The 15,041-nt window shown below is 73.5% G+C and carries 9 protein-coding genes; 7 read left to right on the top strand and 2 right to left on the bottom strand.

The window, feature by feature from the left end; all coding sequences use genetic code 11:
• Positions 1–12: 12 nt before the first annotated feature.
• Positions 13–942, top strand: coding sequence for a response regulator transcription factor (locus tag FNH09_RS23185; protein ID WP_238426993.1), 930 nt, complete (start codon positions 13–15; stop codon positions 940–942).
• A 3-nt stretch (positions 943–945) separates the two neighbouring features.
• Positions 946–2,058 carry an ATP-binding protein gene (locus FNH09_RS23180; protein ID WP_162468970.1) on the top strand — a complete coding sequence of 371 codons (1,113 nt, stop codon included), beginning with the start codon at positions 946–948 and terminating at the stop codon, positions 2,056–2,058.
• A 60-nt stretch (positions 2,059–2,118) separates the two neighbouring features.
• Here the strand turns inward: FNH09_RS23180 and FNH09_RS23175 are convergent, their stop codons facing one another.
• Together FNH09_RS23175 and FNH09_RS23170 are read right to left on the bottom strand one after the other, a co-directional pair.
• Positions 2,119–3,126 carry an NAD-dependent epimerase/dehydratase family protein gene (locus FNH09_RS23175; RefSeq protein WP_152891075.1) on the bottom strand — a complete coding sequence of 336 codons (1,008 nt, stop codon included), beginning with the start codon at positions 3,124–3,126 and terminating at the stop codon, positions 2,119–2,121.
• A 130-nt stretch (positions 3,127–3,256) separates the two neighbouring features.
• Entirely contained in the window at positions 3,257–4,315 is a 1,059-nt protein-coding gene (locus FNH09_RS23170; RefSeq protein ID WP_162468968.1) for a helix-turn-helix domain-containing protein, read from the bottom strand.
• Between the two features lie 233 nt (positions 4,316–4,548).
• Between FNH09_RS23170 and FNH09_RS23165 the strand changes: the two genes are divergently transcribed.
• The 5 genes from FNH09_RS23165 to pstA form a co-directional block, all read left to right on the top strand.
• The gene (locus FNH09_RS23165) at positions 4,549–5,169 is read left to right on the top strand and encodes a hypothetical protein (protein WP_152891070.1); all 621 of its coding nucleotides are present in this window, start codon (positions 4,549–4,551) and stop codon (positions 5,167–5,169) included.
• Positions 5,170–5,254: 85 nt separating this feature from the next.
• Entirely contained in the window at positions 5,255–7,336 is a 2,082-nt protein-coding gene (locus FNH09_RS23160) for a flotillin family protein (RefSeq protein WP_152891068.1), read from the top strand.
• 82 nt (positions 7,337–7,418) lie between these two features.
• On the top strand, positions 7,419–12,398 hold the full coding sequence (locus FNH09_RS23155) for a DNA repair ATPase (RefSeq protein WP_152891066.1): 4,980 nt from the start codon (positions 7,419–7,421) through the stop codon (positions 12,396–12,398).
• Positions 12,399–12,701: 303 nt separating this feature from the next.
• Positions 12,702–13,706 (top strand): phosphate ABC transporter permease subunit PstC, encoded by a 1,005-nt coding sequence (gene pstC / locus FNH09_RS23150; protein WP_274390260.1) that lies wholly within the window; start codon positions 12,702–12,704, stop codon positions 13,704–13,706.
• A 10-nt stretch (positions 13,707–13,716) separates the two neighbouring features.
• Positions 13,717–15,041 (top strand): phosphate ABC transporter permease PstA (gene pstA / locus FNH09_RS23145; RefSeq protein ID WP_152891063.1); only part of this gene is annotated, 1,325 nt, incomplete at its 3' end.

Here is a 15,041-nt window from a genome sequence, read left to right as displayed (position 1 = left end):
GAGGCTGGCCGTATGGAGCAACAGCCGTACGGATCGACGCGGGCCGGGGCCGCCCGGGTCCTGGTCGTCGACGACGACCCCACCGTGGCCGAGGTCGTCTCCGGCTACCTCGATCGTGCCGGGTACGACGTGGACCGCGCCGGGGACGGGCCGGCCGCGCTGGCCCGCGCTGCCGCGCACCGGCCGGATCTGGTGGTGCTCGACCTGATGCTGCCCGGTATCGACGGCCTGGAGGTGTGCCGGCGGATCCGGGAGCGCGGCCCGGTGCCGGTCATCATGCTGACCGCGCGCGGGGACGAGGACGACCGGATCCTGGGGCTGGAGGTGGGCGCGGACGACTACGTCACCAAGCCGTTCAGTCCCCGGGAGCTGGTGCTGAGGGTGGAGTCGGTCCTGCGCCGCACCCGGCCCGCCGGAACCGGAGGGCCGGGCACCGGGGAGCGCCCGCTGAGCGCGGCCGGTCTGACCGTGGACCCGGACGCCCGCCGTGCCACCAAGAACGGTACCGAACTCGCCCTCACCCTGCGTGAGTTCGACCTCCTCGCCTTCTTCCTGCGCCATCCCGGCCGGGCGTTCGGCCGCGAGGACCTCATGCGCGAGGTCTGGGGCTGGGAGTTCGGCGACCTGTCGACCGTCACGGTCCATGTCCGCCGACTGCGCGGCAAGATCGAGGACGACCCGGCCAGGCCCCGGCTGATCCAGACGGTGTGGGGGGTGGGGTACCGCTTCGAGGAGGCCGGGGACGGGACGCAGGCCCGGACCGGCGCGGGATCCGGCGCCCGGTCCGGAACAGGGACCGGAACAGGGACCGGGGCCGAGCCGGGAGCGGTGACCGCTTCCGCATCCGAAACCGCGTCTGCGTCGCCCGGGGTCGGTTCTGCGTCCGCGCCGCCCGGGGGCGGGTCCGCGTCCGGGCCCGGTACGACGGCCGGAGAGGTGTGACCCGTGCGCGACACACTCCTCATCGCCCTGTTCGCCTTCCTCGGTGCCGCCGCCGCCGGTGTGCTGGGCGCGGCCGTGCTGTGGCTGATCCGGCGGCGGTCGCTGACGGCGTCGCTCGCCGTCGTCGTCGCCGTGGCGGTGACCGCGATGTTCGCCGGGACGCTGGCCGTGGCCCGGGCGATGTTCCTGTCCGCGCACGACCTGAGCGTCGTGACGACGGTCGTCGCGATGGCGGCCGTCGTGTCCCTGGCGGCCGCGCTGCTGCTGGGCCGCTGGGTGGTCGCCCGCAGCCGGGCGCTCACGCTCGCCGCCCGCTCCTTCGGCGACGGCGGCGAATTCGCCGCACCCGTCGGCCCCGCCACCGCCGAACTGGAGGCGCTGAGCAGCGAACTGGCGGCGACCAGCGCGAAGCTCGCCGAGTCCCGCGAGCGTGAACGGGCCCTGGAGTCCTCCCGCCGAGAGCTCGTCGCCTGGATCTCGCACGACCTGCGCACCCCGCTCGCCGGTCTGCGCGCCATGTCCGAGGCGCTGGAGGACGGGGTCGCCGCGGACCCGGCCCGCTATCTGCGCCAGATCCGCACGGAGGTCGAGCGGCTCAACGACATGGTGGGCGACCTGTTCGAACTGTCCCGCATCCACGCCGGGGCCCTCGCCCTGTCCACCTCCCGGATGTCGCTGTACGACCTGGTCGGCGACGCCCTCGCGGGAGCCGACCCGCTCGCCCGTGAGCACGGCGTACGGCTCGTCGGCGGCCGTATCGAACCGGTGCCGGTGGAGGTGGACGGCAGGGAGATGAGCCGGGTTCTGGGGAACCTGCTGGTCAACGCGATCCGTCGGACACCGGCGGACGGCACGGTCGCGGTGGCGGCCGAACGGTCGCCCGAGGGCGTGGTCCTCTCGGTGACGGACGGCTGCGGCGGTATTCCCGAGGCGGATCTGCCGCGGGTCTTCGACACCGGCTGGCGCGGGACGCACGCGCGTACGCCTCCGGCCGGCGCGGGCCTCGGTCTCGCCATCGTCCGCGGCATCGTGGAGGCGCACCAGGGACGCGCCGCCGTGCGCAACATCCCCGGTGGCTGTCGCTTCGAGGTGATCCTGCCGACGGCCCGGGCCTGAGCGGGCCCGCAAGGGCCGGTCCGGGCGGCGTCCCCGGCCGCCGGAGCGGTCGGCCGGGACCTACCCGGCGTCCCCGCGAAGGCGGGACCGGGCGAACTCGCGCATCCCCTCCTGGAATCCGGTCTCGGCCGTCCAGCCCAGTTCGGCCCGCAGGCGCGTGGAGTCCGCGGTGATGTGGCGGACGTCGCCGAGCCGGTACTCCCCGGTGACGACGGGCTCCGGCCCGCCGACGGCGGCCGCGAGCGCCCGCGCCATCTCCCCGACGGTGTGCGGCTCGCCGCTGCCGGTGTTGTACGCGGTCAGCGTCCCCTCCCGGGGGGCGGCCGTGAGGGCGGCCAGGTTGGCCGCCGCCACATCCCGCACGTGCACGAAGTCCCGGCGCTGCGCGCCGTCCTCGAAGACGCGGGGGGCCTCGCCGCGGGCGAGCGCGGAGCGGAAGAAGGAGGCGACGCCCGCGTACGGGGTGTCGCGGGGCATCCGGGGCCCGTACACGTTGTGGTAGCGCAGCGACACGGCCGAACCACCCGTCGCGCGGGCCCATGCGGCGGCCAGATGCTCCTGGGCGAGCTTGGTGGTCGCGTACACGTTCCGCGGGTCCGCGGGGGCGTCCTCGCCGACCAGCCCCGGCGTCAGCTCCTCGCCGCAGTGCGGGCACCGGGGCTCGAACCGGCCGGCCGCCAGGTCGGCGACGGCCCGCGGCCCCGGCCGCACCACCCCGTGCCGCTCGCACCGGTACCGCCCCTCGCCGTACACCACCATCGACCCGGCCAGGACGAGTCGTCGCACGCCCGCCTCGGCCATCGCCGTGAGCAGCACCGCCGTACCGAGGTCGTTGCGGGAGACGTACTCCGCCGCGTCGGCGAAACCCTTGCCCAGTCCGACCATCGCCGCCTGGTGGCACACGGCGTCCACGCCGGACAGGGCGCGCAGCACCGCCGCCGCGTCGCGGACGTCGGCGCCCGGCTCCGCGTGCACGTCGAACACGACGGCCTCGTGGCCGTGCTCCGCCAGGGCCTCGACGACATGGGACCCGATGAATCCGGCACCGCCGGTGACCAGTACACGCATGGCTTGCACGCTAGGTCCCGGGCCCACGCCGCTCCAGCGCCACGCCGCGCACGTCACCGGCCCGTAAGATCTGGCCCGGTCCGCAAGCCCCGGCCCCGGCCGCGCCTTTGCCGCCGGGGCTCGGGCCGGCTCACAGGCTGGAGGCCGGCCAGTTCAGCAGCCGGGCGCCGATGACCGCGGTCTGGAGCATGTAGCGGTGCGTCGGGGAGGCCGGGTCGGCGCCGGTGAGCTGGTGGATGCGTTCCAGCCGGTACGTCAGGGCGCGCACGCTGAGCGACAGCCGCCGGGCGGCCTCCGCGGCGACGCAGCCGCAGTCGAAGTAGACGGTGAGGGTGTCGAGCAGGGGCTGCGCGCCGCCGCGGGCGGCGGTGAGCGGGCCGAGCGCGTTCAGGACGAGGTCGGCCATGGCCTGCCGGTCGCGGGTGAGGACCGGGTAGACCAGCAGGTCGGCGGCGCGCAGGACGGCGTCGCCGAGCCGGAGGCGCTCGGCCAGTTCGAGGCTGTTGAGCGCCTCCTCGTAGGACTGCCTGATGCCGCCGGGGCCGGGCTGGGCGCGGCCGATCGCGATCCGCCCGCCGCCCGTCGCCGTGTGCGCCTGCCGGGCGAAGTAGTCGAGCACCTCGTCCTGGTCGCCCGGCGCGACGCACAGCAGCCGGCCGTCCTTGGTGGTGAACAGGATGCTGCGGTCGCCGAAGCGGCCGATGAGCGCCTGCTCCACCTGGCGGGCGGCCGGGTCGCCCTCGTCGTAGGCGGTGGGACCCTGGGCGACCGCGACGGCGTGCGTGTGGGACAGGAGCAGACCGAAGCGTTCGGCGCGTTCGGCGAGCCGGCCCAGGTTGCTGCGGCCGTGGAGCAGGTCGTCGATGAACTCCCGCCGGGCGGCCTCCTCCTGGCGTACCGCCAGGCGCTGCGCGCGTTCGTAGCCCTCGGCGAAGGCGTCGACGGCCTGGTGCATGGCGGCGAGGGTGCTGTCGGCCGTGCGCAGGGTGCCGGGCCAGGCGGCGCGGGTGGCGGCCAGATGGGCGCCGACCAGGGCGCGCAGTCCGTGGCCGGATTCGGCGGCCCGTTCGCCGAGGGCGCGCCGGTCCTCGATCTCGTCGCGGGTCAGCCGGCGGCCCGATGCAGCGACGTCCGCCAGGAGTTGGGCGTATCCGACCAGATACTGCTCGGATATTTCCCGTTCCGACACCCTGCCTCCGCCTTCTTGACGCCTCGGCGGCGCGTTCCTTACGCCGACCGGCAGCAAGACCCTAGTGAACGTTGCCGGACACCGGCAATGCGCGGAGTGTTCATTGGACTGCACCATGGACGCAGGGGAGCAGCACGGACGGTCCGGGTGCCGGACACCGGCAAGGTGTCCGGCGTCCGTGCCCGGCCGGGAGCCGTGGCGGGGGGTCGCCGCGACGGAACGAGGGAGGGGACATGCAGGCGTTTCTGACGGCCGTCACCGGCTTTCCGACGCTGCTGTTCACGTCCGCCCTGATCGTGGTCGTCGCCTTCTGGCTCCTGGTCGCGTTCGGCGCGGCCGAGACACACGGCTTCGACGCGCACGCCCACGCGCACTTCGACGGCTGGGGGCTGGGCGGGGTACCGGTGACGGTGGCCTTCTCGCTGCTGACGGCGTTCGCCTGGTTCTTCAGCCTGTGCGCGACGGTCCTGCTGGAGCCGCTGGCGCCGCCGGGTGTGCCGCGGGTCCTCGGCGGGGTGGCGGTGCTCGTCGGCGCCGTGCTGCTCGCCCGGTGGCTCACCCGCCTGCTGGTACGGCCGCTGCACCGGCTCATGCCCGATGAACGCGGGCCGTCCCGGCTGGACTTCGTCGGGCTGACCTGCACCATCCGTACCGGGCGGGTGGACGCCGGCTTCGGCCAGGCGGAGGTCGCGGCCGCGGACGGCTCGACCGCGCTGGTCCAGGTCCGCCAGACCGGCACCGACCCGCTGGGCAGCGGCAGCACCGGCCTGCTGTACGCCTACGACGACGCCGGCGAGTTCTTCTGGGTCGCGCCGTACGACGCGGCGCTCGACCCGCGGGGCGACCGGACCTGAGAGCCGCGCGCTCCGGCCCCGGCTTCGCCGACCACCTCACGCCTCAAGCTTCACCTCTTTCTCTTACGCCTCAAGGACGTATGCCATGGATGCCATCACTGTGGGCCTCGCCGTGCTCGTCGCCGTTGTCCTCCTCGTCGCGGTCGCGTCGCTGTTCATGATCAGCGCGCTGTTCCGCAAGGTGGAGCAGGGTCGGGCGCTGATCATCTCCAAGACGAAGAAGGTGGACGTCACCTTCACCGGCGCGGTGGTGCTGCCCGTGCTGCACAAGGCCGAGTACATGGACATCTCGGTGAAGACGATCGAGATCCGCCGCACCGGCCGCGAGGGTCTGATCTGCCAGGACAACATCCGCGCCGACATCCACATCAGCTTCTTCGTCCGCGTCAACAAGACCGTCGAGGACGTCATCAAGGTCGCGCAGGCGATCGGCACCCAGACCGCCAGCGACCCGGCGGCCATCCAGAACTTCTTCGCGGCCAAGTTCTCCGAGGCGCTCAAGACGGTCGGCAAGCAGCTCGACTTCGTGGACCTCTACACCAAGCGCGAGGAGTTCCGGGACCGGATCATCCAGGTCATCGGCACCGACCTGAACGGCTACCACCTCGACGACGCGGCGATCGACTTCCTGGAGCAGACGCCGATGTCGCAGCTGGACGCGGCGAACATCCTGGACGCCCAGGGCATCCGCAAGATCACCGAGCTGACGACCGTCGAGCACGTGCGCACCAATGAGTTCCAGCGCACCGAGGAGAAGGAGATCACCCGGCAGAACGTCGACGCCCGGGAGACCATCCTGGAGCTGGAGCGCCGGCAGGCCGAGGCGGAGATCAAGCAGCGGCGCGAGGTCGAGACGCTGCGGGCGCGCGAGGAGGCCGCCACCGCGAAGGTGCAGGAGGAGGAACGCCTCGGCGCGCAGGGCGCGTTCCTGCGGACCGAGGAGCAGCTCGGCGTCCAGCGGGAGAACCAGGCGAGGGAGATCGCCGTCGCGCAGAAGAACCGCGAGCGGGTCATCGCCGTCGAGAACGAGCGGATCGAGAAGGACCGCCTGCTGGAGGTCATCGCCCGGGAGCGGGAGACCGCGCTGTCGGCCATCGCCAAGGACAAGGAGGTCGAGGCGGAGCGCCGCGAGGTCGCCGACGTGGTGCGGGAGCGGATCGCCGTGGACCGTACGGTCGCCGAGCAGGAGGAGGCGATCAAGAAGCTGCGGGTGGTCGAGGAGGCCGAGCGGACCCGCCAGTCGGTGATCATCGCGGCCGAGGCGGAGGCCCAGGAGAAGCTGGTCAAGGACATCAAGGCGGCCGAGGCCGCGGAGGTGGCGGCCCGGCACCGGTCCGCCGAGCAGCTGACGCTCGCGGAGGCCCGGCTGAAGTCCGCCGACCTCGACGCCCGTGCCAAGCTGCGGCTCGCCGAGGGCGTCCAGGCGGAGACGGCCGCGGCCGGACTCGCCGAGGTGCAGGTCCGCGACAAGGAGGCCGAGGTCGTCGAGAAGGCCGGCCGGGCCCAGGCCGTGGCCACCGGGGCGCGGATGCAGGCGGAGGCGGAGGGCACCGAGGCGCTGCTGCGGGCCGAGGCCGAGGGCGCGCGGGCCAAGGCGCTCGCGGAGGCCACCGCGATCGGCGAGAAGCTGAAGGCCGAGGCGGCGGGCCTGACCGAGAAGGCGGCCGCGATGGCGGCCCTCGACGACGCCTCGCGCGGTCACGAGGAGTACCGGCTGCGGCTCCAGGCGGAGAAGGAGATCCGGCTGGCCGGTCTCGACGTGCAGCGGCAGGTCGCCGAGGCGCAGGCCACGGTGCTGGCCACCGGTCTGGAGCACGCCGACATCGACATCGTCGGCGGGGAGTCCGTGTTCTTCGACCGGCTGGTGAACTCGATCGCGCTGGGCAAGAGCGTCGACGGGTTCGTGGAGAACTCCGCGACGGCACAGGCGCTGGCGAAGCCCTGGCTGGACGGGACGTCGAGCTTCACCGAGGACCTCGGCCGCATCCTCGGCCAGGTGTCCACCTCCGACGTGCAGAACCTGACGGTGTCGGCGCTGCTGATGCAGCTCATGAAGTCGGGCGGCGCTCCGCAGGCAGGCCGGCTCCAGCAGCTGATGGACCGGGCCGGCGAGCTGGGGCTGTCCGACCTGCCGCTGACCGCGCTGAACGGCAGCGTCCGGGTCTGACCGCCCGTGAGCCCGCAGCCGCCGTGCAGGGGACGGCGGCTGCGGGTCGTACCTCCCGAACGTCTCGAAGGGAACCCGACCCATGGCAACCGGCCCGGAAACCGCCGCGGACACCGGCCCGAAGACCGCTCCGGACCCCGCCGCGGAACCCGGCCTGGACGCCGGCACGTACGAAGTGCTGCGCGACCGGCTGGCCGCGCAGGCCGCGGACCTGGCCCGCCGCGCGCAGGCGCTCGACTCCCGCCGGGTGGAGGAGTTCGGCGCGATTCGGCTCGCGCTCGCCGGGACCGGGCAGTTGCGCACCGAACGGGCCTGTCTGCCCGCCGACGTCGTGGCCGTCGGGGACCGTCTGCTGTTCGGCGCCCGCACCGTCGTCGGGCTGCGCTCCGAGGCGGCCGTCGGCGACGTCCTCACCCTGCGCGACCGCGACCTGAACCGGCTGCCCGAGGACGCGGTGCCCGGTCTGCTGGACGACCCCGGCTTCGTCCGCGAGTTCGCCGCCCTGCACCGCTACTACCGCGACACCCGCCTGCTGCGGCTGCGCCACGTCGACGGCCGGCTGCTCGCCGTCTTCCGCACCGGGGAGAAGCCGGACGACATCCGGGTGCTGCGCTGGGCGCTCGCCGACGACGGCCGGGTGTCGTTCCTCGACGCGCGCGGCGAGCGCGACCACGTCTTCCCGCCGTCCCACGACTTCACCTGGACCGCGACCACCCGCGAGGACCACGTCCCGGGCCGCCGCCCGCACGTGTCCGTCGAGGGCGAGGTCTTCGTCACGACCGTCGGCGGCAGCCTCGCCGTCAAGACCGAGGACGACACGGAGACGGACCGGGCGATCCACACCGAGCCGGTCGACGAACCCCTCCAGTCGCTCGCCGACGCGGAGATCGGACACGCGCGGGTGGGCGCCCTGCTCCTGCTGCGGGTGCGCCCCTACAAGGAGACCGCCTGGCGCCACTTCGTCTTCCACACCCTGACGAAGACGGTGGTCCGGCTCGACGCCGTCGGGCAGTCGTGCCGTCGGCTGCCCGAGGACCAGGGCATCGTCTTCCCCGGCGGCTACTGCCTCGCGGCGACCGGCGCGCACCGGACGTTCGACCTCGACACCGAGGGCCTGGAGTTCGAGCGCGAGGTGCGCTCGCCCAACGGCGAGGACGTGCTGTACGCGTACCACGCGCCCGGCGCGGGACGCAGCCTCCTGCTGCCGTACAACCTGATCCGCAAGGAGATCTCCACCCCGCTGACCTGCCAGGGCTGGGCGCTCTTCGACGACGGAACGCTGACGGTGCTGCGCACGGACCCGGCCGGTGCCGAACCGGCCCGGGTGCATCCGCTCCAGCTGTGGACGTCGCCGTACGACTCCGACACCCGCGCCGCCGCCCGCCCGGCCGGCTCCGGGCCGCTGTCCCGGATCGGCAACGCCGACCTCGTGCGGGGCATCTCCGACTGTCTGACCCTCGCCGGGTCCGTCGCCGGGACGCCCCCCACGACCGAGGTGTACGAGGCCCTGCGCGCCGCCTGCGTCCGGATCGCCGACACCCACCACTGGCTGGCCGAGCCCGAACTCGGCGATCTGCGCACCCCGTTGGACGCGCTCAGGGACACGGCCGAGCAGGTCGTCACCGAGTTCGAGACGGTCCGGACGCTGACCCGCCGGGCCGCCGAGGCCCTCGACGAGTCCGCCGAGCGGATCACCTCGCTCGTCCGGCGGCTGCGCGGCGAGGCACCCCGCGACGCCGCGTCCTGGGTCACCGGACTGACCGAACTGCGGCGTGCCCAGGGCCGGTTGCTGAACCTGAAGGAGCTGCGGTACGCCGACACGGCCCGCATCGACGACCTCGCCGCCGGGGTGGGCACCGACCTCGTCTCCTTCGGGCAGCGCGCGGTGACCTTCCTGGCCCGCGAGGACTCCCTGGCCGGCCACCACCAGGAGATCGAGCGGCTGCTCGCGGCCGCCGAGGCGATCCCGACGGCCGCCGAGGCCGCACCCCTGACCGGCCGGCTCGACGAGCTCGACGACGGCCTGCGCACGGTCACCGAGGTGGTCGCCGGACTCGACGTCGGCGACGCCACCGTGCGCACCTCGATCCTGGAGCGCGTCGCCGAGGTGCTGGGCGGCGTCAACCGCGTCCGCGCCACCCTCGACGCCCGCCGCCGCGAACTGCGCGAGAACGAGGGGCGTGCCGAGTTCGCCGCCGAGTTCGCGCTGCTGGGGCAGTCGGTCGTCGGCGCCCTCGCGGCGGCCGACACCGAGGAGGCGTGCGACACCCGGCTCGCCGCCCTGCTCGTGCAGCTGGAGAACCTCGAAGCCCGCTTCACCGAGTTCGACGACTTCCTCGGCGAGCTCGCGGACCGGCGCACCGAGGTGTACGAGGCGTTCGCCGCCCGCAAGCAGACCCTCGCCGACGCCCGCGCCCGCCGCACCGAACAGCTGGCGGCCGCCGCCGCCCGCGTCCTCGCGACGCTCGCCCGCCGCGCCGCCGCACTGGACACCGCCGACGCGATCAGCACGTTCTTCACCTCCGACCCGCTGGTCGAGAAGGTCAGGCGCACGGCCGACGAACTGCGCGCACTCGGCGACCCGGGCCGGGCCGAAGAGCTGGCGGGACGCCTGAAGGCGGCCCGTCAGGAGGCGCACCGCGCGCTGCGCGACCGCACCGACCTGTACACCGACGGCGGCCGCACCCTGCGCCTCGGACGGCACACCTTCGCCGTCAACACCCAGCCCCTCGACCTCGCGCTGGTCCCCCACGGCGACGGCCTCGCCCTCGCGCTCACCGGCACCGACTACCGCGCCCCGGTCACCGACCCGGACTTCGCCGCCACCCGCCCCTACTGGGACCGGCCGCTGCCCTCCGAGTCCGCCACCGTCTACCGCGCCGAACACCTCGCGGCCCGGCTGCTGGCCGAGCACGGCCCCGCCGCCCTGGCCGACGCCGACCTGCCCGCGCTGGTCGGCCGGGCGGCGCGGACGGCGTACGACGAGGGCTACGAGCGCGGGGTGCACGACCACGACGCCACCGCGATCCTCACCGCATTGCTGCGGCTGCACACGGGCGCGGGCGTGCTGCGCCACGAGAGCGCCACCCGCGCCGCCGCCCAGCTGTTCTGGGCACACGGCACGGAGGCCGCCCGGCGCCAGAGCCTGACCCGGCGGGCGGTGTCGCTGGCCCGGGCCCGGGAGGCGTTCGGCACCGTGCCCGCGATCGCGGACCTCCGGGCGGAGCTGGCGGCCGAGATCGGCGCGCCGGCGGCCGCGTACCTCTTCGACGAACTGACCACCGGACCCGAGGGCTTCGTCATCGGCGCGGCCGCCCGCACGCTCCTCGACAAGTTCCGCCGCACGGTCGGCACATCGGCCTACGAGCAGGACCTCGCCGCCCTCGACACCCTCGACGACCGCAGGCAACTGGTCGAGGGATGGCTGTCCGCGTACACCGCCGCCACCGGCGCGGACACCGGCCCCGGGGACCTCGCCGAGGCCGTCGCCGCCGAACTCTGCCCGGAGCTGGTGCGCCACGAGAGCGAGGCACCGCTGACCGCGGCGGTGACCGGGCTGCTCGGCGCCCACCCGCGCATCACCCGCCGCACCCTCACGCTGCGCCTCGACGAGTTCCTCGCCCGCACCGACGACTTCCGCGCCCACGCCGTCCCCGGTCACCGCGCCTACAGCGCCCGGCGCACCGCGCTGCTCGCAGCCGAGCGCGCCCGGCTGCGGGTCGACGAGCTGCGGCCGCGGGTGATGACCACGTTCGTGCGCAACCGTCTCGTCGACGAGGTCTATCTGCCGCTCGTCGGCGACAGCCTCGCCCGGCAGATCGGCACCTCGGACGAGTCCAGGCGCACCGACACCGGCGGTCTGCTGCTGCTCGTCTCCCCGCCCGGCTACGGCAAGACGACCCTCATGGAGTACGTCGCCGACCGCCTCGGCCTCGTCCTGGTCAAGGTCGACGGCCCCGCGCTCGGTCACGCCGTCACCTCGCTCGACCCGGCCGAGGCCCCGAACGCGACCGCCCGCCGCGAGGTCGAGAAGATCAACTTCGCGCTGGCGGCGGGCAGCAACACCCTGCTCTACCTCGACGACATCCAGCACACCTCGCCCGAACTGCTCCAGCGGTTCATCCCGTTGTGCGACGCCACCCGCCGGATGGAGGGCGTCCACGACGGCGAGCCCCGCAGCTACGACCTGCGCGGCAAGCGCTTCGCCGTCTGCATGGCGGGCAACCCCTACACCGAGTCCGGCGGCCGCTTCCAGGTCCCCGACATGCTCGCCAGCCGGGCCGACGTGTGGAACCTCGGCGACGTGCTGACCGGCAAGGAGGACGCCTTCTCCGTCAGCTTCGTGGAGAACGCGCTCACCGCGAACCCGGTGCTGGCCCCGCTGGCCGGCCGCGAGCGCGCCGACCTCGACCTGCTGCTGCGGCTGGCCGCCGACGACCCCACGGCGCGCGCGGACGACCTCGCCCACCCCTACGCCCCCGCCGAACTCGACCGGGTCCGCGCCGTCCTGCGCCATCTGCTCACCGCGCGCGGGACGGTCCTCGCCGTCAACTCCGCCTACATCGCCTCCGCCGCGCAGAGCGAGGACGCCCGCACCGAGCCGCCCTTCCGGCTCCAGGGCTCCTACCGCGACATGAACAAGATCGTCCAGGCGATCCGGCCGGTGATGAACGACGCCGAACTCGACGCCGTCGTCCGCGACCACTACCGGGCCGAGGCCCAGACCCTCACCACCGGCGCCGAGGCCAACCTGCTCAAACTCGCCGAGCTGCGCGGCACCCTGTCCGGAGCGCAGGCCGCGCGCTGGGCCGAGGTGAAGGCGTCGTACCTGCGTGCTCGGGGACTCGGCGGACCCGACGACGGCCCGCTCCCCCGGGCGACGACCGGGACCACGGCAGGGGCGACGACGGGGACTGCGGCCGAGGCGACGGCCGAGGCGCTGACCGGTGCGCTGACGGGTGTTCTGTCCGAGACGGTGGCCGCTCTCGGGGTGCTCGCCGAGCGGGTCGCCGCCGTCGAGTCGGCCATCACCCGGACCGGCGGCCCCCGCCCGCCCGTGTGACCTGCCGGATCCGCCGGGTCGCACGGGACCTTCGGGATCTGTCGGGTGATGTCCGTCAGGCCTGGTTCTGTCAGGGGGAGTTCACGTCCGGCGCGATGTAAGCCCGCCCGCACAACTAGCCCACTGAAATGACATGAACGATTCACCCTGTGTCCACAATTGACGCGTCGGGACGACAGGATCCGGCCATTGACTCTCCCCGCGCGGCTGCCTTCCGGCACCGCGCGGGGAGAGTCGTTTCCGGGTGAGGGGCGTACGTACGTGGAGTCCGAGCGGGAAGAACCCGACAGACCCGGGGGAGACATGCCCGGGGATGTCGAACCGGAAGGGAAAGAATCGTTTCCTCGGAGACCCCATGCGGGACGGGGTCTCGGTGACCGGATCTTCCGGGTCCAGCTGACGGCCACCGGGGTCGCGGTTCTGGCCATCATGGCGGCCGTGGGCCTGTTCCTGCTGATGAGGGCCGGTCAGGCGCTGCGCGCCACCGGCCTGTCGTTCCTCACCACCCCCGAATGGCAGCCGGACGTCCACCGGTTCGGCATCGCGGCCGTGCTGACCGGGACGCTGCTGATCGCCGCCGTGGCCGTGACCATCTCCGTGCCGCTGGCCCTCGGGACCGCGCTGTTCATCTCCGACGTGGCTCCGCGCCGGCTGCGCCGCACCCTCGTCACCCTGGTCGACCTGATGGCCGCCGTGCCCTCGGTGGTCTACGGGCTCTGGGGGCTGTTCTTCCTCCAGCAGCACGTGATCGGTCTGTCGCGCTGGCTGTCCGACTGGTTCGGTTGGATCCCCCTGTTCACGGTGGACGGCGCCCAGCCCGGCGACCCGCTCGCCTCCGACAGCGTCTACACCGCCTCCACCTTCGTCGCCGGGATCGTCGTGGCGCTGATGGTCGCGCCGATCCAGTGCTCGGTGATGCGCGAGGTGTTCGCCCAGGCCCCGGCGGGCGAGCGCGAGGGCGCGTACGCGCTGGGCGCCACCCGCTGGGGAATGATCCGCGCGGTGATCCTGCCGTACGGCAAGGGCGGCATCATCGGCGGCACGATGCTGGGCCTCGGCCGGGCGCTCGGCGAGACGATCGCCGTGTACCTGATCATCTCGCCGGTCTTCACCATCCAGCCGCACATCCTCCAGACCGGCTCGAACTCGGTGTCCTCGCTGATCGCCCTGCACTACGGCGACGCGTCCCCCTTCGGCATGTCGGCGCTGATGGCGGCGGGCCTGGCCCTGTTCCTGCTGACGCTGGCGGTCAACTTCACCGCCTCCTCCATCGCCGCCCGCTCGCGCTCCGGCGCGCAGAGCGACTGAGAGGCCTGACATGACCGTCGTAGACGAGACCAAGACGCTGCCCGCGGCTGCTCCGGAAGCGGTCGCGGCCGGGACCGGTGCCCGGGTCGCCGACCCCGACCCCGTGGAGTTCCCCGACCGGCCCCGGCCCATCGGCGGACTCACCCGCTCGGGTGTGCTGTCGCTGGCCGGCGCCGCCGCCTCCGGGCTGTGCACGACCGTGCTGCTGTTCGGTGAACTCGCCCCGCTCTCCGGAGCGCTGGGCTTCACCGTCACGGCCTACCTGTCCTTCCTGCTGATCTACGCCGTGCTCACCGGTCTGGAGGAGGACCGCCAGGCCGTACTGGACCGGGTGATGACCGTCGTGCTGTGGACGGCGGCGCTGCTGATGATCTCGGCGCTCGTCCTCGTCGTCGGGTTCACCGCCTGGCGCGGGCGCGAGGCGCTGCTGCACGGCAACTTCTTCACCCAGGACATGCAGGCGGCCGGTCCGCTGGACCCGCTGACCAACGGCGGTATCGCGCACGCGATGCTCGGCACCCTGATCATGATCGCCATCGCGCTCACGATCACCGTGCCGCTCGGTATCGCCTGCGCGATCTACCTCAACCAGATCCCGGGCCGCTTCTCGCGGTTCGTACGGACCATCGTCGAGGCGATGACCGCGCTGCCGTCGATCGTGGCCGGTCTGACCGTGTACGCGACCTGGATCCTCTACCTCGGTATGCAGAAGTCCGGTCTGGCGGCCGGCTTCGCGATCAGCGTGATGATGCTGCCGATCGTGATCCGGGCGTCGGACGTGGTGCTGCGGCTGGTGCCGGGCACGCTGACCGAGGCCTCGGAGGCGCTGGGCGCGCCGCGCTGGCGGACGGTGTGGCACGTGGTGCTGCCGACCGCCCGTTCCGGGCTCGCCACCGCCGTCATCCTCGGCACCGCGCGCGGTATCGGCGAGACCTCGCCGGTGCTGCTCACCGCGGGCTTCACCGCCGCGCTGAACGCCGACCCGACGAGCGGGCCGATGATCTCGCTGCCCCTCGCCGTCTTCAACTTCGTGAAGTCGCCGGAACCGACCATGATCGCCCGCGGCTTCGGTTCGGCGGCGGTGCTGATGGCGCTGGTCCTGGTGCTGTTCGTGGTCGCCCGGGTCATCGGCGGGCGCGGCCCCGGCCACCAGAGCCGCCGCCAGGCCCGCCGGTCCGCCCGCGCCTCCCGCCAGGACGCGGCCCGCTTCGAGGAACTGCACGCGCCCCGGCTGTCGGTGTTCGAGGACGCCGAGGCCGTCGAGGACATCGAGGCCGCCGAAGCCGTCGAGGACGCCGTGAGCGCCGAGGACGTGTCCCACGCCCCGAGCGAAAC

The sequence above is a fragment of the Streptomyces adustus genome, from assembly GCF_009377175.1.
GTDB lineage: Bacteria > Actinomycetota > Actinomycetes > Streptomycetales > Streptomycetaceae > Streptomyces > Streptomyces adustus.
This window is presented reverse-complemented; position numbering and strand designations above follow the sequence as displayed.

Coding starts and splice junctions, on each gene's coding strand:
- FNH09_RS23185 (WP_238426993.1), top strand. CDS start 13: ATGGAGCAACAGCCGTACGGATCGACGCGGGCCGGGGCCGCCCGGGTC.
- FNH09_RS23175 (WP_152891075.1), bottom strand. CDS start 3,126: ATGCGTGTACTGGTCACCGGCGGTGCCGGATTCATCGGGTCCCATGTC.
- FNH09_RS23165 (WP_152891070.1), top strand. CDS start 4,549: ATGCAGGCGTTTCTGACGGCCGTCACCGGCTTTCCGACGCTGCTGTTC.
- FNH09_RS23160 (WP_152891068.1), top strand. CDS start 5,255: ATGGATGCCATCACTGTGGGCCTCGCCGTGCTCGTCGCCGTTGTCCTC.
- FNH09_RS23155 (WP_152891066.1), top strand. CDS start 7,419: ATGGCAACCGGCCCGGAAACCGCCGCGGACACCGGCCCGAAGACCGCT.
- pstC (WP_274390260.1), top strand. CDS start 12,702: ATGCCCGGGGATGTCGAACCGGAAGGGAAAGAATCGTTTCCTCGGAGA.